We start from the raw sequence: 20,624 nt of genomic DNA on the forward strand, positions 1-20,624 counted from the left end.
ACTGTTATAGCGGCGCAGCTAAAAACGCTTCCTGAAAAATTTGTTGCCGACTGGCGCCCTGCAGAGCACAAATTTTTTGCGTTTGCTGGATAAACAGCTCGCTGCCAAATAAATACACCTGTTGCTGCCGCCAATCCGAGACCGAAGATTTCAAAAATTCCACTAAATTTTGCAGAGGAAGCTGATCTTTATAAAGCAGCAATTGGGTTTTCCACGCTGAATCCGCGACCTCGGCATTAATGTACTGCCAGTAACTTTCGTCTTTTGCTTGCAGCAGTCCCACTAGGGTAAATGCTTGCGTGCTGTGCTCCATTGCCAGTTGTTGCATGAAGCCTCGCGCCGGAGCCAAGCCGGTGCCCTGAGCAATGCACAGAATATGGCGTTCGCTACGGGGGTCGATATAACCCTCGCCAACGGGCCGACTCACCAAAATGTCTGGTTTGGTATTTTCGGTTTTGGCCAGCGCTGCGCTAATAACGCCATTGCGGTAGTGGCGTATATGCAATTCCAAAAAAGCTTCGGATCCGGAATGGTTGGCGGCAGAAAAACAGCGACTCTGCTGCCCATCTAAAGACAGCGTGACGTACTGCCCCGCTCGCCAACTACCGGAATAATTCAGGCGCAGCCGCAAAATATCGGTGGTGAGCCAATGACGGTCGATTACGCGGCAACGACGCCAAAGCTCTTCGACGCTGGGCGGGTGAAACGTCAATGATTCGGTGGGGTGACACAGACAGCTCAGAAACAGCCCTTGTTCACGCTGGGCAGAGCTGAGACCACGCTGGCAGTCATCGTCTACACCGCCACTATCCAGTATCATGGCGCAACTTTGGCAAGCTCCCGCCCGGCAACCGTGGGGCACGGAAATGCCTTCGCGCAGCAGACAGTCGAGCACGGTTTCGTCTGGCTGGGGGCGAATCGATTGCTGTTTGTAAGTGAGCTGAATATCGGTCATTACTCGGCATAATGCCGGTTCGCTAATAACGCGTCCAGCGCGAAATCGAGAATTGGAGAGTCGCATTTGCGAGTATTTTTTATAGGGTATGTCTGGCCAGAACCGCGCTCCTCGGCAGCGGGGTGGAGAACGCTGGCATTGATCGAGAGTCTGCAAGAGCTGGGGGCTGAAATTCATTTCGGCTGTGCCGCAGCGGAATCTGACAATGCAGTAGACCTCGGTGAGTTGGGCATTACCCCCGTCAATATAAGTTTGAATTGCAGCAGCTTTGAGGCGCAGATACAGGCGTTTGATCCACACATCGTGATTTTTGATCGCTTTGTTTGTGAGGAGCAATTTGCGTGGCGAGTAGCTAAGGCCTGCCCCAATGCCTTACGGGTTCTCGATACCCAGGATTTACATTGCCTGCGCGATGCGCGGCATCGCCTTGTAAAACAGGGACGTGATGCCAACGGCGTTAGTTATAGCGACCTTGATTTGAATAGTGAGCTGGCGCTTAGAGAGCTTGCGGCGATTTGGCGATGCGACCTCAGCCTGATTATTTCCGAGTATGAGATAGAGGTGTTGACCGCGCATTTTGGAGTGAGTCCGGCGCTGCTTCAGTATTTCCCTTTATTGCTCGGTGCGAATGCCACTGCTGATACCACAGAAGATCATGCCGTTTCGCCTTTCACTGAGCGCAAGCATTGCGTGGTGATTGGCAACTTTCGACATCCGCCCAATTGGGATGCACTCAACTACCTGCGCAGCGAGATTTGGCCGCAAATTCGCAAACAATTGCCGGGGGTGGAATGCCATATTTACGGGGCTTATCCACCGCCCAAGGCCCAACAACTACACAATGAAAAGCTGGGATTTTTGCTCAAGGGCTGGGCAAAAGACAGTTTGACCGTGATTTCTCAGGCGCGCTTGATGTTGGCGCCGCTGCGCTTTGGTGCCGGGCAAAAAGGCAAGTTGCTAGAGGCAATGGCATGCGGCACGCCCTCGATCACTACGCCAATTGGGGCGGAGTCGATGTTTAAGGCGGAAATGGACTGGCCGGGAGCGATTGCCACCGATCCTCAGCTATTTGCTGAGGCGGCGATAAACCTCTATCAAGATGAATCGCTATGGCAACAGGCGCAAACTCAGGCGGCACGGGTTCTGAACAGTTGTTTTGACCGACAGCAACACAGCCGAGCCTTTCAGCAAGCATTATCAACCTTGCAAGCGGACCTTAATCGTCACCGCCAAGCGAATTTTATAGGGCAAATGCTCAGTCATCACAGCTTGCAGGCCCAGCGCTATATGTCGCAATGGATTGAGGCTAAAAACCGCCTGCCGCAGTAAAAAGGGCTGCTGCACAGATTCGCAAACTCGGGACAAGTCGATTGCTTTTCCCGGATAAATCTGAGAATTTGAATAAATAATAACGACTCAACGAATTCATTCTCGATGCAGGGGGATCAAAAGCTGTGGATCAGATGATTTTTGATGCCCATCTCCATGTTATTGATCCGGCGTTTCCGCTCTATAGCAATGACGGTTACCTGCCAGACCCGTTTACGGTAGAAGATTACGTCGGCTCCACGGCGGCTTTGGGCATCGCAGGCGGCGCGGTGGTGTCGGGTTCCTTTCAATGTTACGACCAGAGCTATCTGCTGGCCGCCTTGGACAATCTTGGTCCCAGTTTTGTCGGTGTTACGCAGCTGCCCAGCACTATTTCAGATAGTGAATTGCTGAGCCTTGGCGAGAGCCGTATTCGCGCCATTCGCTTTAATATTCGCCGGGGCGGGGCGGATGTATTGGATAATTTGCGCGAGTTTGCCTGCCGGGTACACGACTTGCTGGGCTGGCATTCAGAAGTCTACGCCGATGCCAAAACCCTTACGGAAATAGAGCAGGATCTTTGTTCTTTACCCGCGCTAAGTATTGATCATCTCGGCCTGAGCAAAGATGGCTTACCAACCTTGTACCGTTTGATAGAGCAGGGCGTGAAAGTGAAAGCGACCGGTTTTGGGCGGGTGGATTTTGCTGTCAGTCAGGTACTTAAACGGCTCTATGAAATTAATCCAGATGCCATGATGTTTGGCACAGACCTGCCCTCCACGCGCTCGCCACGGCCCTTTAATCATTCCGATCTGGAGATTGTGCAGAATGCCCTAGATGACGAGGGCGCTCGTAAAGTGTTGTGGGAAAACGCAGCAAATTTCTATCGTTTAGAACTCTGATTCGCTGTTAGCTGTGGCACAAAATGATTTTATCGATTTTTTACTGGATCAACTCCGGCTCATTGGGCCGGTAAGCCCGCGGCGGATGTTTGGTGGCTACGGTCTATTTCTTGACGGCCTGATGTTCGCGCTGGTGATTGAAGACACCCTCTATCTCAAAGCAGATGAGCACAGTCGGGTGGATTTTGAGGATCGTGATTTGCCGCCTTTCACTTATGGCCGCCAAGGCAAGCAGATTGCGCTGTCTTACTTTCAGGCTCCCGAAGAGGCCTTGGACGATAGCCAAATGTTGGCGGATTGGGCGAATAGGGCTTTTGCGGCGGCCTTGCAGGCGCGGCGTTAAGCCCGAAGCCGAGGCGATGGTGTATAATCAGGCGTTTTTAGAATTTTAGAAAATCCGCATTAGGAACACCTGGTCAGCCCATGTCAGAGCAACACGATTCTTCCTCCCGCCCCGTACAAACAGCTATCGAGAGCAAGCTGCAAACGGGTTTTCAATGTGAGTACCTAGAGGTGCTCAACGAAAGCCATATGCACAGCGTGCCAGCCAACTCCGAGACGCATTTTAAGGTGAGCCTCGTCTCTGCCGATTTCGATGGTAAGCGCAAAGTGGCGCGTCACCAATCGGTATATGGTTTGCTGAAAGACGAGCTGGCAGGGCCGGTGCACGCCTTGGCGCTACATCTTTTTACACCGGCAGAATGGCAGGAGCGCCACGGCGAGGTTCCCGCTTCCCCCAACTGTAAAGGGGGCAGCAAGAACGATCCGTTTTTTAACAAGATCATTGATACGGACGGAGCTAAATAATGAGCGAGATGGTTGTTGCCGCCCTGTATCGCTTTGTCACGCTGGATGATTACCAAGCGCGCCGTGAGCCTTTATTGCAGTTTTGCTTGGATAATGATGTGCGCGGCAGCTTGCTGCTCGCGGCAGAAGGCATTAACGGCACCATCGCCGGCACCCGAGAAGCCATTGATAAGGTGCTGGCTTATTTGCGAGCCGATCCCAGATTGGCGGCGCTTGAGCATAAAGAATCCTATAGTGATGGGCAGCCTTTTTACCGCATGAAGGTCAAGCTCAAGAAAGAAATTGTGACCATGGGCATTGATGGCATCGATCCCAATAAGGTGGTGGGCACTTACGTTAAACCCGCCGATTGGAATGCCATTATCTCTGATCCAGAAGTGCTGTTGCTCGATACCCGCAACGATTATGAAGTGGATATCGGCACCTTTAAGGGCGCGGTCGATCCGAAAACCAAAACCTTCCGTGAGTTTCCCGAGTATGTGCGCGAGCACTACGATCCCTCCCGTCATAAGAAAGTGGCCATGTTTTGCACCGGCGGTATTCGCTGTGAAAAAGCCTCGGCCTTTATGAAACAAGAGGGTTTTGAAGAGGTTTATCACCTTGAGGGCGGGATTCTTAAATACCTGGAGGAAGTGCCAGAGCAAGACAGCCTTTGGCAGGGCCAGTGTTTTGTATTCGACAATCGGGTCTCCGTGGGCCACGGCCTAGAGCTGGGCGAGTTCGAACTCTGTCACGGATGTCGTCATCCCATTAGTGCGGAAGATAAATTGAAGCCTGGCTTTGAGGAAGGGGTTTCCTGTTACCAGTGTGTCGACAGTCTCAGTGACGATCAGAAAAAGCGTTTCCGCGATCGTCAGAAACAGGTCGAGCTGGCCAAACAGCGCAATGTTCCCCATGTTGGTGCCCCCGCGCCTGCGCGACAGCTGCGTGAAAATTGAGGTTTCTCGCTTTTTTTGTGCTAAAACAAAATGAGCGCGCTAATTAATCAGCGATTTCCCTAAAATTTTTCCACAGTAATGAAGTAATGTGTCATTGTGGTGGGGCCGGTCAATAGGGAAAATTGGTCGGCTGAAGTGGGATTTTCCCGTCATAAAAGCAATAACTAAATGGAGAACGTCGATGAAGCAGTTAGGTGTTATTGACTCTGCCTTCGTAAATCTGGAGCACCCAAATACCCCGCAACATGTTGGCGGGCTGGGGATTTATGACCCGTCCACCGCGCCGGGTGGCTTTGTGCGCTTTAAGGGCGTTATCGCCAATTTTGAAAAGCGGCTTAACAAGCACTCCATTTTTCGTTCTCGTTTAGTAACCGTGCCCGGTAATCTTGACCGCCCATACTGGGTGCAAGACGCCAATTTCGATGTGGAATTTCATATCCGCCATTTGGCCTTGCCGCAGCCCGGTGACTGGCGCCAACTTTGTATATTGATTTCCCGTATTCACGCCCGGCCTCTCGATATGTCTCGTCCGCTTTGGGAGGCCTATATTATCGAAGGTTTGGATAATATCGCCGGTGTGCCCAAGGGCGGTTTTGCCATTTACACCAAAATGCACCACTCGCTGGTAGATGGTGCCGGTGGCTCCTCGATTATGTCGGTGATCCACGACCTAGAACCTAATCCGGAGGCGATCCCTGATGCGCCCGTTGCGGTAACGGTCGACCCCGCTCCCAATTCCTTGTATCTCAATGTGGCTACTGCCATTAATCAGGTGAAGAACTCTGCCAAGATAATTGGTGGTACTTACAGCACCCTGAAAGACCTCGGCAAAATGGGCATGGGCATAGCCCAGAAACGAATCCCCGCGCCTTCGATTGCGTCACCACGCACGCGCTTTAACCGTCCGGTTGGGCCTTACCGTGTGTTTGAAGCTCTAGAGTTTCCACTGGATGAAATCAAGGCGATTAAAAATAAGGCCGATGTCAAAATCAATGATGTGGTGTTGGCGATCGCCGGTGGTGCCATGCGCCATTATCTTGAACACCACGGTGAATTGCCGGACGATAGTTTGGCGGTTTCTATTCCACTGAATATGCGCACACGCCGTGAAGCCAACGACGATAACAACCAGATTGGCTCGGTATTTTTGGATGTGCACACCAATATTGCCGACCCGGTAGAACGCATCAAAGCCATTTTCCTGAGTTCTCAAGATGCCAAGGTATTTGGTGAAAACTCTCCGCTGGTCGATGTCTTGCGTCTGGCTGGGGTATTGCCGCCGGCCTTAACTCGCCCACTGGTGAAAACCTATATCAACAATGAGTTAACCCAACATCTGCCGCTGGGCATTAGCTCGGTGGTGACCAATGTGGCGGGGCCGCCATTCCCGATTTATTCAGCGGGTGCACAGATGGTGCGTTACTTTGGCATTGGCCTGCTAACACCGGGGGTAGGTCTGTTCCATACTGCCTTTAGTGCCTCGGGCGTACTTACCATGTCGATTTTGGCCGATCGTGAAATCATGCCTGACCCGGCGTTTTATCGGGAATGTCTGCAAGCCTCTTTCGAAGAACTCTATGAAGCGGTGTGTGGCAAAAAAGCGGCTTCGGCCAAGGTCGAGAAAAATCCGGCTTCTGCTGATGATGGCGATGCCGCCGATAAGCCCAAAAAACGCGTAAGCAGACGCAGTAGCAGTGCGGCTAAAGGCAGTATAAAGGCCGAGCCTAAACCGGTGGCGCAAAAAGCCAGAGCTGCAGAATCCACCAGCGCTGATAAACCTAAGGTGGTTTCCTTAAGCTCTGAAAAGATGGGATGAATTAACTGGCGTAAGTTTGGGCCTGATTCCGGCCCAACTCCTTGGCCTTGTACAGGGCAATATCGGCGTGTTTAAACAAGTCGCTACTGGGCTGATCTTGTTCCGGCGTGATGGCACAAATCCCCGCACTACAGGTCAGTATTTTTTCTTTGTTGTTACCGGCATGTTCAATCCCAGCGCGACGCAGCCGCTCCAGCAATTTTTGAGTGAGTTGCTCGGCGGTTTCAGTGCGCTGGGCCATCAGTAAAACCGAAAACTCCTCGCCCCCGGTTCGGCACACTACATCGGTATCTCGCGCAAAGACTTCCCTAAGCAGGCTGGCAAATTTCTGCAGTGCAACATCACCGGCATCGTGGCCATAGGTGTCGTTGTACTGCTTGAAAAAGTCCAGATCGAACATAATCAGAATCACAGGTAGCACCTTGCGCTGGGCCAAATCCCATTGGTAACGCAGACGCTCCTGAAACAGGCGGCGGTTGCCAATACCCGTTAAGGCATCGGTATAGGAAATGGTTTCCAGTTGCTGGGTGTGTTCCTGCACATGGCGCAGCAGTTCGTTGCACTCATTGACCAGTTTGCCAATTTCATCTTTATGCGGGTAATTGAGCACTTGTTGATAATTGCTGTGCTGACGAATTTGCCGCATTTTGGCCGAGAGCCGGTTGATAGGCCCCAGTATTTCTCGGTACATCACTAGCAGTATCAAGATCAGGCTACAGATAAAAAAGATCAGGAACACGATAAGCTGTTTAGAAAAGGCCCGAGATTCAAAGTTGCGAGGATCGGTATCGAAGCGGAGATAAAGCACTTCTTGCTGATTGTCACCGTGAAAAATAGAGTACAGCGTATTCGCAGTGCTGCGTCGGCCCAGCTCAGTGTGATCGCGTTTCAGCGCGGCGCTTAACTCAGCGTGGTCAGCAAGTTCAGTCACCTTAAAATCCAGCCGCGAGGCAAATTCACTAATCAGCTCCGGGGTCAGTCGCAATACACCAATAAAAACCTGCGGTAAGTTTGGGTCTTGCCACTGCGTCAGGCCACCGGCATACATAACCGGCCCTTGAGTTTCACTGAGTAAAAAGCCAGATAGGGTTTCATCGACCTTCAGTTTAGAACCAAGTTTGCGAAATATTTCTTGGGCCAGTGGCTTGGTCTCGTCAAGGTCTTGTGCCGTACTGCGTTCGCCTTGGCGAATATCCAGACTATTGCCTTGGCTGTCGGCCAAAATGAAAAAATCCAATCCTTCCCAGCCGGCAATTTTGGCAAATTCAGGTAGCGTTGATCGCCAGTCGATGTGATCGGGTAAGGAAAACAGTAGTTTTGCCGTGTGATAAACCCGGTCAACACGTTGCTCAAGGTGTTCGCGCTGGTTGGTAAGGTGGGTATGAAAGCGCTTGATATCACGCTGGTCGGCACGATGTTCTATGGCTAATTGATTCGGAATTTCCACCCGTGCCCGATAGGCAAGCGAACCCGCAATGCTGATACACAGCACCGAGCTCCAGAAAAAAGCGGTGGTGGTAGAAATCTTCATTACAAACCCAATTAGATGTGCAATTGTACGATGCAGTGCACGGTACGGCGCGTTACCATTTGATGAAATGATGAGGGGCAATTCAGGCCCTGTCTATTATCGAATATACTGAGGCCGATTAGGTTTCAGTTTTGTTACGCAAAAGAGGTTCACATGAGTTTTCAGCCCCGCCGTTCGGTGTTGTATATGCCGGGTTCTAATGCCCGCGCATTGGAAAAGGCCAAAAGCCTAGATGCCGATGTGCTGATTTTGGATTTGGAAGATGCGGTCGCTCCCGGCCAAAAAGATGTAGCCCGGGAGCAAGTGTTGGCGGCGGTAACGGCTGGCGGCTACGGTAAGCGTGAACTGGTTGTGCGGGTAAATGGTTTTGATACGCCTTGGGGCCGCAAGGATATTGAGTGCTTTGCCAAAGCGCCGATTCAAGCGCTGTGTTTGCCCAAGGTGGAATCTGCCGCCGAAGTGTTGGCGGTAACCCAGGTATTGCAGCAAGCGGGTGCACCAAAGGATTTGGCATTGTGGACAATGGCGGAAACACCGCGCGGTATTTTAGCGATTGATGAAATTGCCGGGGCGCATCCACGCATGGCGGCGATTGTGCTGGGCACCTCGGATTTAGCTAAAGATCTCCGCGTTCCTCATACTCCCACTCGACTCGGTTTGCTGAGCTCACTGGGCTTATGTGTATTGGCAGCGCGGGCGCATGGTTTGGATGTGCTGGATGGCGTGCATCTTGATCTTGAGGACGATGCAGGACTAGAACTGGCCTGTCAGCAAGGCGTGGAGTTGGGGTTTGATGGCAAGACCTTGATTCATCCTCGGCAGATTCCGGCGGCAAATTCCGCATTCTCACCAACCGAGGCGGCGATTGCTCGTGCACAAAAAGTCAGTGCGGCTTGGGAACAGGCGCAAAGCGAAGGCAAGGGCGTCGTGCTGGTAGACGGCAAATTGGTGGAAGCCCTCCATGTAGAAGAGGCTTTGCGGGTGTTGGCCATTGCCGATGCCATGAAGGCTTAAACAAGAGTTAAGACCCGCTTACTGCCGGGTCGCTTTTTCAAACCGCTTCTGTTGTCATTTTTTGCTTTGCACCTTGGTGGCGGGCAAGCGAGATCAATTCCAATACGCGCTGATCAATCCAGCTATCCAGACGATAGTTTGCGACAAAGCCGCAGTGGCCACCGTATTCGGTCAGCTCAATTTCCAATTGCGGGTTTTCTGGCAGGCTGCTGAAATCCTCGGCCAGAATCATCGGGTCATCTTTGGCGCTAATGATATGTGCCCGCCGCGATAGATTTGCCAAAGCATCGCCTTTTAGCGCGTAACCATTTAAGTAATCTTCGGTATCTTCAAAGGGCGTGTGATGGGGCACAAAATGCTGATTCATACCGCGCAGGCTTTTTTCTTCAAGCATGGCTTTTCCTGCCGCCGTTTCCGGGTATAGCGCCAGCTTTTTGCCCAAAGAGCGTTTCCATTTACGAATAAAATATTTCTCGTACACCCACCAGCCTTGCTCGAGGGCGTGCATGGTTTTTACCGGGTCGACCACCGGGCAAATGCCAATGCTGTAATCGAGTTTGATTTTGTCTTGTTCGCCGGCGGCGGCAATACGTAGCGCGAAATTACCACCGAGAGAAAAGCCGGCCAGAAAATTCCAGTCGTGGGGGTAGGTGGCTTGAATCTGGGCGATGGCGTTTAAAACCTCATCTATTCGCACCGAGTGGAATAGCTCGCGATTCAAGTGGTGGCTGTCGCCATGATCGCGCAAGTTCAGCCGGAAGATTTCATAGCCAGCGTTATACAGCGTGCCGCCCAAGGTCAGCAAATAGGTGGATTGGCTACTGCCTTCCCAACCGTGAATCAGAATTACCAGCCCTTTGCTGCGAGTGGGCTGTGCGCTGTGTTCGCCCAGCAGTTGCACACCGTCGCCGCAGTCAATTACCACGGATTTGCTGGCGTTCTGCATGGCCTGATAGTGGCGGCGCTTGAAAATTTTACGCAGCTTGGTCGATGCGAGAATCGATTGAGCGTGGGGATTCTGTAGAGCAGGCGGTGGAATAAAACTCATGGCAATCTAAGGTAAGGTGAATTTGGCCAAGCATAAAGCAATGGGGTGGTGGCTTCTAATACATTCGGCCGATGTTTACTCGGCCCCTGAAAACCTGAAACTGAACATTAGACACTGCAAATCGCATTATTCTTCCATTTTGTATGTCTTTGTTAATTTTGAATTCACGGGAAAACATGTATGTCCTATGCCCAACTCGCGCTGGAAGCCAGTCGCAATTCTGGAAAGTATGCCTCAGCAGGGGATAAAGAAAATTGGTTGGCGCTGTTTGCCGAGGATGCCGTGGTTTGCGATCCGGTGGGCAAGTCGCCCCTCGACCAGAGCGGGGAAGGGCATCGTGGTAAGGCCGCTATCGCCGCCTTTTGGGATAATGTGATTGCCGCTGGCAGTATGGATTTTCAGATTGTGTCGTCATTTCCTGCCGGTGATGAATGTATCAATGTGGTGAAGGTCGTGAACACCTATGAAGGCGGTTTGAGTGTCACGGTGGATATGGCGGTGCTTTATCAGGCAAATGCCGAAGGGAAAATTTGTTCCTTACGCGCTTATTGGGACTACGATGCTGTCACCAGCCAGTTAGGCTAATTTTTGTTTAGTCCAGAAATTGTCTATTCCTGAAATATCTATTCCTTAAATAATAAAAAAGGCCAGCAACTGCTGACCTTGTACTGTGAGCCTGATGCGACTTAAAAACTCAGGCTGGCCTCAACGCCGTAAGTTCTTGGGTCGCCGTAGTAGTTCACCGCATAACCCGCTTGGGTGAAGGGAATACCATTTAGGCGGTATTCTTCATCGGTGAGATTTTTACCCCACAGGGCCATTTCCAAGCGCGTATTTCCTTTGCCCAAGGCAATTTCCGACAAGCTGATACGGGCATTAACCACTTCAAAGGCCTCAACCGTAGTCAGCGCTGCGGCGTCTTTATCGTGGTAGACATCAAAATCATCGGTGTAAGACCAATCTACCCGCGCACTAAACTCACCCGCGCTCAAGTTGCGTACATACTCAAGACCAACACTGGCTTTCTGCTCTGGGGTATAGGGAAATTTCGCCGAGTCTTTAATGTCCATGCCATAGGAGATGAACTCGTCGTATTCCGCATCCAGATAGCCGTAATTGACGTTCAGATTTAAGCCCTCGGCCAGTGCCGCCAAGATTTCAATTTCCAAGCCTTGGATGGTGGCTTGACCGGCGTTTTGAATCTGCGAGTACCCGGACGCGCCGACAAATTCAGAAAGCTGCAAATCTTCGATATCGTTTTGGAACAAGGCGATATTGGATTGCAGGCGCTGATTAAAGCTGCGCGCTTTCATACCCAGCTCGTAGGACGTCACTGTTTCCTCGTCGTAAGGGGTTTGGGCAATAGCGGCCGTGTCAGCTTCGCCATTAAAACCGCCGGATTTCCAACCCTGTGCCGCCTTGGCGTAAACACTCACGTCTTCCTGAAGCTGATAGCTAATAATCAGGCTGGGCGTGGTATTCGACCACGTTTCATTACTGGTGGTGTAGGGCAGCAGTGTGACATCGCTGGCCAAGTTAATGCCGGTGAGCGCGTCATCGCTATAGGCCAGCACGTGCTCGATATACTGATCTTTTTCTTCCTCGGTCCAGCGCAGGCCGGCGCTCAGCGTTAATTGCTCGGTGATATGCCAGTCCGCCTGACCAAAGATAGCGATCGAGGTACTTTCACTGCCGTAGAAATTATTAATGCGGTTATTGGTTGCGGTGGGGGCCGTGGGAGGGTTCGCCGGGCCGTAGGCAAAGTAGGGGTTGTCGATATCGGCTTTTTCATTGAAGTAGAACAGGCCGCCAACAATATCGACACTGCCAATGCTGCCTACCAACTGGAACTCCTGGGATAACTGCTCATGCTCCACGTGGCGCTCCGCATGGAAGCCGGTGAAATCGCTGCCGTCGTAGTCATTGCTATCATCAAATGACATTTCACGCAGGGCGGTAATCGATTTCAGCATCATATCGCCCATATCGTAGCTGATATGTAGAGCATGGCCGTTGTTCTCTGATTTGTCGTATTTTACGCCGTTAACTGCTCCATTTTTACGGCGCTCGGTTTTGCTGCCTGCTGGTTCGTATTGCGGGAAAGAAGGGGTGTTATCTTTGTTGGCCCAATCGTAGGTGTAATAAATTTCCAGTGCTTCACTGAGTTGATAAGCGGCGGCCAAACGCGCGGCGGTGGAATCCAGTTCTTTGAATTTATCAGCGGCTTGGGGATCAACCGAGGTGTTGTTGTAGAAGCCGTCGCGATCCTTTTTTGACACGGCGACATTGACGCGTAATTGCTCGGCCAACACGCCGCTATCAATACTTACAAAGCCTTCGGTATAGCCGAAATTGCCGCCGCCAATTTTTACGGTGCCGGCAAACTCGTCGCCCGGTTTGCGGGTGACCAAATTCACTGCGCCGCCGACCGTGTTTTTACCGTAAAGCGTCCCTTGCGGACCGCGCAGAATTTCTATGCGCTCCAGTTCGGCAACATCAAAAATACCACCCACGTTTTTCGCGATGAATACGCCGTCCATATAGATGCCGACGGTGGGTTCCCAAGTGATCGCTGGGTTGACGGTGACCGAACCGCGAATACCGATGGTGGCGCCGGTGCTACCACCGGGGGATTCGGCAATTTGTACATTGGGTACGTAATTGCTGACATCTTCAATATCGGCAATGCCCTGATCTTTTAGCGCTTGGGCATCAAAGGCGGAGATGGAAATGGGGGTTTCTTGCAGATTTTGTTCGCGCTTTTGCGCGGTCACCAGTACTTCTTCTAGTACGGGTTTGGCGTCTTGGGCGAGAGTGTGTCCACTTGTTACGACACCGGCTACAGCAATGGCAATAGCCAGCGGTGTTTTCTTGCTTATTATCATTGGGCGTTTCCCCGTTTTATTAGTATGAGCAAAGAAGATAGTAAAAGTCTGGAGATTATCCAGCCATCCTTGTTTGGGATTAGGCTTGGGATCAAATTTGAGCTTGTGAAAAGTGATCTATTAGGCAAAAAAAGCCACTCGAATGAGTGGCTTTGGAAGGTAGAAAAGGGGGAGCTTATTTCAGCAGGTCGCGGCCGATAATCAGTTTCATGATCTCATTGGTGCCGGCGTAAATTCGCTGAACGCGAGAGTCGGCAAAGGCGCGGGCAACGGGGTATTCCCACATAAAGCCATAGCCGCCGTGCAACTGCAGACATTCATCAATCAATTTGCACTGCAAATCCGTAGACAGCAGCTTAATTTTTGCGGCGGTCACCGAGTCCAGTTTTTCGTCTACGTGCAGCTCAAGACAGCGGTCGAGAAATACCTGACAAGAAGTCAGTTCGGTTTCCATTTCCGCCAGTTTGAACTGGGTGTTTTGGAAGGTCGCAATTTCTTTGCCGAAGGCTTTGCGCTCTTTAACGTAGTTAATGGTTTGTTCCAGAGTCGCCGTGGCATTGGATACGGCGGTCAGAGACACGCTCAAACGCTCCTGTGGCAAATCTTGCATCAGGTACACAAACCCCATGCCTTCTTCGCCCAGCAGTTGATCTTTGCTGACGCGAACGTCTTGGAAGAACAGCTCAGAGGTGTCTTGGGCTTTCATGCCGATTTTTTCAAGATTGGTGCCCTTGCTGAAACCGGGGGTGCCGTCCTCAACTAGGAACAGGCTGATGCCTTTGGCACCGGCGCTGGCATCGGTTTTGGCAACCACAATTACAAGATTGGCGAGCTGACCATTGGTGATAAAGGTTTTGGAGCCGTTGATGATGTAGTCATCGCCGTCTTTCACCGCGGTGGTTTTAATACCCTGCAGGTCAGAACCCGCGCCGGGCTCGGTCATGGCAATAGCCATAATGGTTTCGCCGCTGACGCAGCCGGGCAGGTATTGTTCTTTCTGCGCCTGCGTACCGTAGCGCACCACATAAGGTACGGCGATATCCGAGTGCAAGCTCCAGCCGATACCGGTCAGGCCTGCATAGCCCACTTCTTCCGTCACAATCGCGTTGTAGCGGAAATCTGCGCCAACACCACCAAACTCTTCCGGTACGGTTGGGCTGAGGAAACCTTGTTCGCCGGCTTTGATCCACAGTTGGCGATCTACGTGGCCGTCTTTTTCCCACTGGTGGTGGAATGGGGTGGCTTCGGTTTCAAGAAATTTGCGTACCGAGGTACGGAACATTTCATGTTCTTCTTCGTAAACAGTTCTTGGAATAGTGCTCACAGCGGGTCTCCTAATTGGTCTAGCTAGAGATAAAGTGGCTCAATGTTATCAGTACGCACATGACGGTGAAACGGTTTTGAATTCCCAAATTTGATGCTGAAGGCCGCTGCGGTTAAAGTTCTGGGCCTAAATTTTATCGATTCTGCCTGATTAGAGTTATGACCCCTGAACGCTACCAACGCCTGCGCCATGTGCTTGACCGTCGTCAGCCCGATTTAACGGTGGTGACTGATAATGTTCATAAAGGACGCAATCTTTCTGCGGTGGTGCGCACCGCAGATGCGGCGGGTATCGCCCAGCTTCACGCGGTGATTGACGACAAGGATTACAAAGCCTTTCGCGGCACGGCGATGGGCAGCCACACTTGGGTTGAGGTAAAGCGCGAGCCGGATATTGAAACCATTCTGCTCGACCTAAAAGCGCAGGGCTATCAAATTCTGGCCGCGTCACTGACAGATGACGCGGTGGATTTTCATGTGCCGGATTACACTCGCCCGACCGCCTTATTGCTCGGCGCTGAAAAGCGCGGCATCTCTGAGCTGGGCTTAGCGCTAGCGGATCAGGTGGTCACCATTCCGATGATGGGGATGGTGCAGTCTTATAATGTTTCAGTGGCGGCGGGCATTATCTTGGCGGAAGCACAGGCCCAGCGGCAGGCCGCAGGGCTATACGATCAGGTTCGTTTGCCCGCAGCTGAATATCAGCACACGTTGTTTGAATGGGCCCATCCCGAGGTGCGAGATTATTGCCGGGCCAATGGGCTCGACTACCCCGAACTCGGCGAAGATGGTGAGATTCTCAACCCTTCCGCCTGGTATCAGCAAGTCAAAAATCGCCAACAAACTTGAGCGCAATTCACCTGAATTGGTGATGTCAGCCTCTATCGCCTATGCCACACTCTTTCAAAAATAATAAGGTGGTAGCTGATGGAGCAAGACAAAGTCATGAGCGGCGCGGCGTGGGCGACGTTCTGTGATGAATTGAAACAAGCTGGTGATCAAATTCTTAGACCAGAGGCGGCGGACGATCCATTGAGCCGCGCAGAGGGCTGGCGTTATTTAACCCGGCTGACTCGCGTTGCTCTTGATATGTTTATGGAGTGTAACGACCGGGACTTTCCCAGCTTTTATCGTCCCTCTCACGAAACCGCCAAGATTGGCGCAGACAATCCCGATAATCTTTATGAACGCGCCGAAATTAATGGCGAATACGATTATAAAATTTCCGGTACCCGGGGCAGCGTTGCCTATCTCGGTTTGATTGCCATTGCCGGAGGTTATGAGGAAGCCGATAGCAATATGCGCTCGGTGTCGTCGCTGGATACCCACGGTAATTTAACGGCGAACGCCGATGGCACTATCGAGATAATACTCTCGCGCACACCGCAAGCCGGAAACTGGCTGCCAATTACCGAGGACACTATTGCGGTATTGGTGCGGCAGACCTTTTTAGATCGCAAAACCGAACGCCCTGCGGAATTAACCATTACCCGCTTGGATAGAGAAAACGCCAAGCCAGTACCGTTAACGCCACAACAAGTTCAACAAAACCTTGAGCGCACTGCCGCTTTTGTAAAAGGCACGGCGACCTTATTTGCCGATTGGGCGCAGGGTTTTAAAACGCATCCGAATACCTTGCCGCCAGCGGATCAGGCCTACTGCCAAAAGCTCGGTGGCGATCCCAATATTTTTTACTATCACAGTTATTTCAAGCTGGCCGAGGATGAAATTCTGCTGATTGAGCTGGATGAAATTCCCGACTGCGAAAACTGGAATTTTCAACTTAATAATTACTGGATGGAATCACTGGAATACCGCTACGTGGACATCCATTTGAATAAACATACGGCGCATTATCAGGCCGATGGCAGTGTGCGAATTTTGGTGGCGGCCCGCGATCCGGGGCAGCCCAATTGGCTGGATACCACCGGGCACGGCGAGGGCACCATGGCGTTTCGCTGGATTGGGGCAAACCGTCAGGTTCAGCCACGTTGTTCGGTTATTAAACAGGGCGATTTAAAATGAACAATAACAAGCTCAATATCGACAGCTTAATGCAAAAGGCGCGAGAGGCGACCGGGCTTTCGGACTTTGGTGATGATCGTTTTAGAGAGCCTCTAGAGGTTCTTGTTCACGCATTGAATGAAGAGGCCAATCTTAACGACATGGGCCGGCTCGGGCAGGAGGAGCGCCTCGTCAACCTGTTGATTAATCGCTTGAGAGTGGAGGGCTGGATTGCGCGTCATCCTGAAATTCTCGATGAAGAGATTATTGCGCCAGTGGTGATTGTGGGTTTGCAGCGTACCGGCTCGACCTATTTGCACCGTATTCTCGCCAGCGATACCCGCTTCTATGCGCCGCTATGGTACGAGGTGCGCAACCCCGCGCCCCCAATGGATTGGGATTTTAATAGCAAAGACCCGCGTATTATTTCTGCCGAGGCGGAGGTGGCGGCCATGTTGGAAGCCAACCCGGAATTGGCGGCGATTCACCCAATGAATCCGGTGGCGGCCGACGAAGATATTATGCTGCTGGAACACAGTTTTTACAGCACCATGCCCGATGCGTTTTTTAATGTGCCGAGCTATACCCAGTGGATAGACAGCCACGACAATACGCCGGGCTATGAATACCTCAAGCGGCAATTGCAGTGCTTGCAGTGGCAGAAAAAACGCGGCGGCCAGCAGGCTCAGCGCTGGTTATTAAAAACCCCTCACCACCTGCATCACGCGGCGATACTGTTAAAAGTTTTTCCCGATGCCAAACTGATTCAAACCCACCGCGATCCATTGCAGACCATTCCGTCGGCGGCGAGTATGAATTACAACTTGTGGATACTGGGCAGTGATACGGTAGACCCGGTCGAAGTGGGGCGGCAGTGGTCGGCCAAGTTTGCCCGAGGAATGACCCATACTCTGGAAACCCGAAATCAGCATCCCGATGCGTTTATTGATGTGTGGTATCGCGACACCGTAAGCGATCCATTAACCGCATTGGAAGCGGTGTATGAGTTTATCAATATGCCATTTACGGCTGAGGCGAAGACGGCAATGGAAGCCTTTCGTGAGGAGAATCGCCGGGAGGATCGCCCCGCCCACGATTACACCTTGGAACAATTTGGCTTTAGCGAGGCCGGTTTGAAAGCGCAGTTTGCCGATTACCGCCGGGCTTATATCGAGTCGGCGGAGCAGAGCTGAATCCAGCGCTCAACCGCCGTGCGGTGGTGGCGTTTACGGGGCAGGGCAAAGTAGAAACGCCGCCGCAAATTGCGTTGGGGTAGCTCCAGAGGAACGAGGCTGCCCCGGCTAAAATCCCGCGCCAATACCACCGAAGATAAACAGCCGATCCCCAGTCCGGATTCCACCGCCGATTTAATCGCCTCGTTGTGGCGGAATTCCTGAAAAATATTCAGTTTGGGCAGGAGTTCATCCATCGCCCGGTCGAAGGTGTAACGAGCCCCTGAGTCGGCCTCGCGCAGAATCCAGCGGGCGTCGAGAATATCTTGTTTGTTGAGTTTTTTCTTTTCTGCCAAGGGGTGGTCGCTGGCGCAAAATACTTGCAGCTCATCTTCGCGCCAGGGAATCAGCTCTAAATCACGGTGATGAATTTCCCGCTCGATCATGCCCAGGTCAACCTCGTAATTCAGCACTTTGGCCACCACTTCCGGGGTGTTGGCGGTTTCCAGTTCTACTTCCGCTTCGGGAAACTGCTCTAGATATTGCGGCAGATAGCGCACCACAAGGTGATTGCCAATGGTAAAGCTGGCGCCAATCCGTAAATGACCCAGCTCGCCGTGGCGCAGCAAGGATTGCTCAAATTCCCGGCAGTGATTAAATAGGGTTTCCGCTTCTAGTCGCAGGCCGCGACCGATAGGATTTAAGCTGAGCCGGTTGCCGTGGCGGTCGAATAGGCTCAGACCGTATTGGCTCTCTAAACTCTGTAGCGCCGCACTGGCAGCAGATTGGGAGAGGTTCAAGGCTTTGGCGGCTTTCGATACGCTTTCATAGCGGGCCACCGCCAGAAAAATCTCCAGTTGGCGCAGGGTATAGCGCATGAATCAGCTTCCTTGAATCGGATGGTTAAGTATTAATATTTTCGATACTGCTTAGAATAATAACCCATTTTACAAGAGCTTGTCCGCTGCCTATGATGCGTCCATTCACGCATTTATCTGTCATTTATTTTCAGGAGAGCCCCATGACCGACGTCAAGGCAACCAATGTTCACTGGCACGACGGCGAAGTCAGCCGCGAAGACCGCAATGCTCTGCTTAAGCAAAAGGGCGCTACCCTCTGGTTTACCGGCCTGTCTGGCAGTGGCAAGAGCACCGTAGCGGTGGCGCTGGAAAAAGCCCTGACCGAGAAAGGCCATCTTTGCTATCGCCTCGATGGTGACAATATCCGTTTAGGCATTAACAAAAATCTAGGCTTTAGCGCCGAAGACCGCGCTGAAAATATTCGCCGTATCGGCGAAATTTCCAAGCTGTTTGTCGACACCGGCGTGATTACGCTGTCTAGCTTTGTGAGCCCTTACCGCGCAGATCGCGATTTGGTGCGTGAGCTGCACAAAGACGGCGAGATGGATTTTATCGAAGTGTTTGTCGATGTGCCGTTGGCCGTAGCCGAAGAGCGCGACCCCAAGGGTTTGTACAAAAAAGCCCGCGCGGGTGAGATCAAAAACTTCACCGGGATTGATGATCCTTACGAAGCTCCACTGCAGCCTGAGTTGGTACTGAACAGCCACGAAATGAGTCTGGAACAAGAAGTTGAGACTTTGCTGAAGGTGCTGAGCGAACGCGGCATCATCTAAAAAACACTGATAATTTTTTGCGATTTGTTTACGGAGCCACACCATGATTAAGCCCCACGGCGCTGACCAATTAAAACCGCTGTTTGTTTACGATACTGAAAAACACCACGCTTTGAATGCCGAAGCAGAAACTCTGACCTCGCTGCTGATTAGTTCAGCTGCTGCCGCCAATGCGGTAATGCTGGGCGCAGGTTACTTTACCCCGCTGGAAGGCTATATGGATTTGGCAGACGCTCTGAGCGTTGCCGAAAAACTGCACACGGCTGATGGCCTGTTTTGGCCTGTGCCTATCCTTAACCTGATCAAGGATGCACAAGGCATTGAAGCTGGTCAGCGCATTGCCCTGCGCGACCCCAATGTGGAAGGCAATCCTGTTCTGGCGATTATGGATGTCGCCAAGGTGGAGTCGGTAAGCGATGAGCAAATCGACTTTATGGCGGAAAATATTTTCGGCACCCTAGACCCTAACCACCCCGGCGTGGCGACCTTTAAAGGTCTGGGAAATGTGTTGCTGTCTGGCCCCATTCAGGTGTTGAACTTCTCTTATTTCCAAGGTGATTTCCCCGATACTTTCCGTACTGCGGTTGAAATCCGTAATGAGATGGCCGAGCGCGGCTGGGAGAAAGTAGTCGCTTTCCAAACCCGTAACCCGATGCACCGCGCGCACGAAGAACTGTGCCGTATGGCCATGGAAGATCTGGGCACCGACGGTATTTTGATCCATATGTTGCTGGGCAAACTGAAAGCGGGTGATATTCCTGCCAATGTGCGCGATGCGGCGATTCGTAAAATGGTGGAAGTATACTTCCCCAAAAACACCGTGATGATCACCGGCTACGGTTTCGACATGTTGTATGCCGGCCCACGTGAAGCGGTTCTACACGCGGTATTCCGCCAGAACTGTGGCTGTACTCACCTGATTGTGGGTCGCGACCACGCCGGTGTGGGTGATTACTACGGCGGTTTTGATGCCCAAACTATTTTCGATGAGAAAGTGCCCGCCGGTGCGCTGGAAATTGAAATCTACCGCGCTGACCACACCGCGTATTCTAAAAAGCTGAATCGCGTAGTGATGATGCGTGATGCGCCAGATCACAGCAAAGATGATTTTGTGCTGCTGTCTGGGACTAAAGTGCGTGAAATGCTGGGCAATGGTATTGCGCCACCACCAGAGTTTTCTCGTCCTGAAGTTGCTCAGATTTTGATGGATTATTATCAGATCGAAGGTTAATCCTAGAAACCTCGTATTAACTACTGCTTTCGTTACGTTAATAAGAGGTTTCAAAGA

General features: G+C 51.8%; 19 protein-coding genes. 13 read left to right on the top strand and 6 right to left on the bottom strand.

Annotated features, from left to right (window positions below; translation table 11 throughout):
* Nucleotides 1–4: 4 nt before the first annotated feature.
* Nucleotides 5–955: a 2Fe-2S iron-sulfur cluster-binding protein gene (locus tag IB286_RS04115; protein ID WP_190762799.1), complete on the bottom strand. Its 951-nt coding sequence runs from the start codon at nt 953–955 to the stop codon at nt 5–7.
* Between the two features lie 138 nt (nt 956–1,093).
* On the opposite strand from IB286_RS04115, the gene IB286_RS04120 reads away from it, so the two are divergent.
* From IB286_RS04120 to IB286_RS04145, 6 genes are all read left to right on the top strand, one after another.
* Nucleotides 1,094–2,284 (top strand): glycosyltransferase, encoded by a 1,191-nt coding sequence (locus IB286_RS04120; RefSeq protein ID WP_223826124.1) that lies wholly within the window; start codon nt 1,094–1,096, stop codon nt 2,282–2,284.
* A gap of 134 nt (nt 2,285–2,418) precedes the next feature.
* Entirely contained in the window at nt 2,419–3,165 is a 747-nt protein-coding gene (locus IB286_RS04125; protein WP_190763577.1) for an amidohydrolase family protein, read from the top strand.
* Nucleotides 3,166–3,178: 13 nt separating this feature from the next.
* The gene (locus tag IB286_RS04130; protein WP_317889696.1) at nt 3,179–3,508 is read left to right on the top strand and encodes a TfoX/Sxy family protein; all 330 of its coding nucleotides are present in this window, start codon (nt 3,179–3,181) and stop codon (nt 3,506–3,508) included.
* A gap of 80 nt (nt 3,509–3,588) precedes the next feature.
* Nucleotides 3,589–3,972 carry a BolA family protein gene (locus tag IB286_RS04135; protein ID WP_190762801.1) on the top strand — a complete coding sequence of 128 codons (384 nt, stop codon included), beginning with the start codon at nt 3,589–3,591 and terminating at the stop codon, nt 3,970–3,972.
* Nucleotides 3,972–4,910: an oxygen-dependent tRNA uridine(34) hydroxylase TrhO gene (trhO, locus tag IB286_RS04140; RefSeq protein WP_190762803.1), complete on the top strand. Its 939-nt coding sequence runs from the start codon at nt 3,972–3,974 to the stop codon at nt 4,908–4,910. The genes IB286_RS04135 and trhO overlap by 1 nt, the downstream gene beginning before the upstream one ends.
* Nucleotides 4,911–5,091: 181 nt before the next feature.
* The gene (locus tag IB286_RS04145; protein ID WP_190762805.1) at nt 5,092–6,726 is read left to right on the top strand and encodes a WS/DGAT/MGAT family O-acyltransferase; all 1,635 of its coding nucleotides are present in this window, start codon (nt 5,092–5,094) and stop codon (nt 6,724–6,726) included.
* Between the two features lies 1 nt (nt 6,727).
* Here IB286_RS04145 and IB286_RS04150 read toward each other — a convergent pair whose 3' ends face one another.
* Nucleotides 6,728–8,257, bottom strand: a complete 1,530-nt coding sequence (locus IB286_RS04150) for a GGDEF domain-containing protein (protein WP_190762807.1) — start codon at nt 8,255–8,257, stop codon at nt 6,728–6,730.
* 153 nt (nt 8,258–8,410) lie between these two features.
* Here IB286_RS04150 and IB286_RS04155 point away from each other — a divergent pair, with 153 nt between their 5' ends.
* Nucleotides 8,411–9,271, top strand: a complete 861-nt coding sequence (locus tag IB286_RS04155) for an HpcH/HpaI aldolase/citrate lyase family protein (RefSeq protein ID WP_190762809.1) — start codon at nt 8,411–8,413, stop codon at nt 9,269–9,271.
* A 37-nt stretch (nt 9,272–9,308) separates the two neighbouring features.
* Here the strand turns inward: IB286_RS04155 and IB286_RS04160 are convergent, their stop codons facing one another.
* The gene (locus IB286_RS04160) at nt 9,309–10,319 is read right to left on the bottom strand and encodes a YheT family hydrolase (protein WP_190762811.1); all 1,011 of its coding nucleotides are present in this window, start codon (nt 10,317–10,319) and stop codon (nt 9,309–9,311) included.
* A 180-nt stretch (nt 10,320–10,499) separates the two neighbouring features.
* On the opposite strand from IB286_RS04160, the gene IB286_RS04165 reads away from it, so the two are divergent.
* The gene (locus tag IB286_RS04165; RefSeq protein WP_190762813.1) at nt 10,500–10,904 is read left to right on the top strand and encodes a nuclear transport factor 2 family protein; all 405 of its coding nucleotides are present in this window, start codon (nt 10,500–10,502) and stop codon (nt 10,902–10,904) included.
* A 101-nt stretch (nt 10,905–11,005) separates the two neighbouring features.
* Here IB286_RS04165 and IB286_RS04170 read toward each other — a convergent pair whose 3' ends face one another.
* Nucleotides 11,006–13,204, bottom strand: a complete 2,199-nt coding sequence (locus tag IB286_RS04170; RefSeq protein WP_190762815.1) for a TonB-dependent receptor — start codon at nt 13,202–13,204, stop codon at nt 11,006–11,008.
* 175 nt (nt 13,205–13,379) lie between these two features.
* Nucleotides 13,380–14,486 (bottom strand): acyl-CoA dehydrogenase family protein, encoded by a 1,107-nt coding sequence (locus IB286_RS04175; RefSeq protein ID WP_190763581.1) that lies wholly within the window; start codon nt 14,484–14,486, stop codon nt 13,380–13,382.
* A 200-nt stretch (nt 14,487–14,686) separates the two neighbouring features.
* On the opposite strand from IB286_RS04175, the gene trmH reads away from it, so the two are divergent.
* The 3 genes from trmH to IB286_RS04190 all read left to right on the top strand — a co-directional run bounded on the left by trmH (nt 14,687) and on the right by IB286_RS04190 (nt 17,724).
* The gene (trmH, locus tag IB286_RS04180; RefSeq protein ID WP_190762817.1) at nt 14,687–15,376 is read left to right on the top strand and encodes a tRNA (guanosine(18)-2'-O)-methyltransferase TrmH; all 690 of its coding nucleotides are present in this window, start codon (nt 14,687–14,689) and stop codon (nt 15,374–15,376) included.
* Nucleotides 15,377–15,454: 78 nt separating this feature from the next.
* Complete coding sequence (locus IB286_RS04185) at nt 15,455–16,552, top strand: DUF1214 domain-containing protein (protein WP_190762819.1); 1,098 nt, start codon at nt 15,455–15,457, stop codon at nt 16,550–16,552.
* A complete protein-coding gene (locus IB286_RS04190; RefSeq protein WP_190762820.1) occupies nt 16,549–17,724 on the top strand; it encodes a sulfotransferase family protein in 1,176 nt (391 codons plus the stop codon). Before IB286_RS04185 ends, IB286_RS04190 begins: the two co-directional genes overlap by 4 nt.
* Here IB286_RS04190 and IB286_RS04195 read toward each other — a convergent pair.
* Nucleotides 17,697–18,581, bottom strand: coding sequence for a LysR substrate-binding domain-containing protein (locus IB286_RS04195; protein ID WP_190762822.1), 885 nt, complete (start codon nt 18,579–18,581; stop codon nt 17,697–17,699). The two genes, IB286_RS04190 and IB286_RS04195, sit on opposite strands and share 28 nt — an antisense overlap.
* 143 nt (nt 18,582–18,724) lie before the next feature.
* On the opposite strand from IB286_RS04195, the gene cysC reads away from it, so the two are divergent.
* Together cysC and sat are read left to right on the top strand one after the other, a co-directional pair.
* Nucleotides 18,725–19,336 (top strand): adenylyl-sulfate kinase, encoded by a 612-nt coding sequence (cysC, locus tag IB286_RS04200; protein WP_190762824.1) that lies wholly within the window; start codon nt 18,725–18,727, stop codon nt 19,334–19,336.
* A 43-nt stretch (nt 19,337–19,379) separates the two neighbouring features.
* Nucleotides 19,380–20,567 (top strand): sulfate adenylyltransferase, encoded by a 1,188-nt coding sequence (gene sat, locus IB286_RS04205; RefSeq protein ID WP_190762827.1) that lies wholly within the window; start codon nt 19,380–19,382, stop codon nt 20,565–20,567.
* The last annotated feature ends 57 nt before the right edge of the window (nt 20,568–20,624 follow it).

The organism is Spongiibacter pelagi, from assembly GCF_014705705.1.
In the GTDB taxonomy this organism is placed as follows: Bacteria; Pseudomonadota; Gammaproteobacteria; order Pseudomonadales; family Spongiibacteraceae; genus Spongiibacter; species Spongiibacter pelagi.

Bases quoted from the DNA above. Each gene is read 5' to 3' on its own strand.
- IB286_RS04135 (WP_190762801.1), top strand. From the start codon at position 3,589: ATGTCAGAGCAACACGATTCTTCCTCCCGCCCCGTACAAACAGCTATC.
- cysC (WP_190762824.1), top strand. From the start codon at position 18,725: ATGACCGACGTCAAGGCAACCAATGTTCACTGGCACGACGGCGAAGTC.
- IB286_RS04170 (WP_190762815.1), bottom strand. From the start codon at position 13,204: ATGATAATAAGCAAGAAAACACCGCTGGCTATTGCCATTGCTGTAGCC.
- IB286_RS04190 (WP_190762820.1), top strand. From the start codon at position 16,549: ATGAACAATAACAAGCTCAATATCGACAGCTTAATGCAAAAGGCGCGA.
- IB286_RS04160 (WP_190762811.1), bottom strand. From the start codon at position 10,319: ATGAGTTTTATTCCACCGCCTGCTCTACAGAATCCCCACGCTCAATCG.
- IB286_RS04185 (WP_190762819.1), top strand. From the start codon at position 15,455: ATGGAGCAAGACAAAGTCATGAGCGGCGCGGCGTGGGCGACGTTCTGT.
- IB286_RS04165 (WP_190762813.1), top strand. From the start codon at position 10,500: ATGTCCTATGCCCAACTCGCGCTGGAAGCCAGTCGCAATTCTGGAAAG.
- IB286_RS04175 (WP_190763581.1), bottom strand. From the start codon at position 14,486: ATGTTCCGTACCTCGGTACGCAAATTTCTTGAAACCGAAGCCACCCCA.
- IB286_RS04155 (WP_190762809.1), top strand. From the start codon at position 8,411: ATGAGTTTTCAGCCCCGCCGTTCGGTGTTGTATATGCCGGGTTCTAAT.
- IB286_RS04195 (WP_190762822.1), bottom strand. From the start codon at position 18,581: ATGCGCTATACCCTGCGCCAACTGGAGATTTTTCTGGCGGTGGCCCGC.
- IB286_RS04150 (WP_190762807.1), bottom strand. From the start codon at position 8,257: ATGAAGATTTCTACCACCACCGCTTTTTTCTGGAGCTCGGTGCTGTGT.
- trmH (WP_190762817.1), top strand. From the start codon at position 14,687: ATGACCCCTGAACGCTACCAACGCCTGCGCCATGTGCTTGACCGTCGT.
- sat (WP_190762827.1), top strand. From the start codon at position 19,380: ATGATTAAGCCCCACGGCGCTGACCAATTAAAACCGCTGTTTGTTTAC.
- IB286_RS04145 (WP_190762805.1), top strand. From the start codon at position 5,092: ATGAAGCAGTTAGGTGTTATTGACTCTGCCTTCGTAAATCTGGAGCAC.
- IB286_RS04125 (WP_190763577.1), top strand. From the start codon at position 2,419: ATGATTTTTGATGCCCATCTCCATGTTATTGATCCGGCGTTTCCGCTC.
- IB286_RS04115 (WP_190762799.1), bottom strand. From the start codon at position 955: ATGACCGATATTCAGCTCACTTACAAACAGCAATCGATTCGCCCCCAG.
- trhO (WP_190762803.1), top strand. From the start codon at position 3,972: ATGAGCGAGATGGTTGTTGCCGCCCTGTATCGCTTTGTCACGCTGGAT.